The sequence below is a fragment of the Dellaglioa sp. CoH-57-MRSF-20 genome, from assembly GCF_056781955.1.
This window is the reverse complement of record NZ_JBXAXV010000075.1, coordinates 1-538: the sequence shown is the minus strand read 5'-3', so window position 1 is coordinate 538 and position 538 is coordinate 1. Positions and strand designations below refer to the sequence as shown.

The window sequence follows — 538 nt, the reverse complement described above, 5'->3', positions numbered from 1 at the left end:
GAGCGAATCTGAAGCTGAGGACGAAAATGATTGATTTTGTTTCGGTAGATGGCTCTGAAAACCCTTGGGAAGAGGGGTTTGCCGCTTTCCTCGACGGAGAGTCGCGTCACAACAACCCATACAGCTACGGGTCCCCTGATCATGCAGAGTGGGATGCTGGCTGGTACTCAGCACGTGGAGGTGACGCGGAATGAATGCACTGGGCGCATGGTTCGTTGGTCACGCTGCTTACTTTTACGGTGATGGCTTCTGGGAGAATCCGTACGATTCAGATTCCATGGACCATTACGATTGGGCTGCTGGTTGGACGGCGGCTCGCGACATGAGCAGCGGGGGCGACAATGACTGAGGCATGGATGTTGGGGCTCAGTGCCTACATGCATGGCGATTCAACTGAGGACAATCCGTACCCGATGGCCGATGTCGTGAAGCGGATGGACTGGGATGCAGGTTGGCTCGCTGGATACGAGCTGGATAAGGATCAGGAACATTAGTAGAAACGGTGCACATTAAGGACGTTTTCAAGGCCGCTAAGATC

General features: G+C 54.1%; 3 protein-coding genes. All 3 read left to right on the top strand.

Going from position 1 to position 538, the window contains the following annotated elements; all coding sequences use genetic code 11:
• Positions 1-194: hypothetical protein (locus AC1RPN_RS08175; protein ID WP_481763712.1), on the top strand; the 194-nt coding region annotated here is incomplete at its 5' end.
• Entirely contained in the window at positions 191-349 is a 159-nt protein-coding gene (locus AC1RPN_RS08170) for a hypothetical protein (protein WP_289863298.1), read from the top strand. The genes AC1RPN_RS08175 and AC1RPN_RS08170, both read left to right, overlap by 4 nt.
• The gene (locus AC1RPN_RS08165; protein ID WP_281106372.1) at positions 342-494 is read left to right on the top strand and encodes a hypothetical protein; all 153 of its coding nucleotides are present in this window, start codon (positions 342-344) and stop codon (positions 492-494) included. Before AC1RPN_RS08170 ends, AC1RPN_RS08165 begins: the two co-directional genes overlap by 8 nt.
• The last annotated feature ends 44 nt before the right edge of the window (positions 495-538 follow it).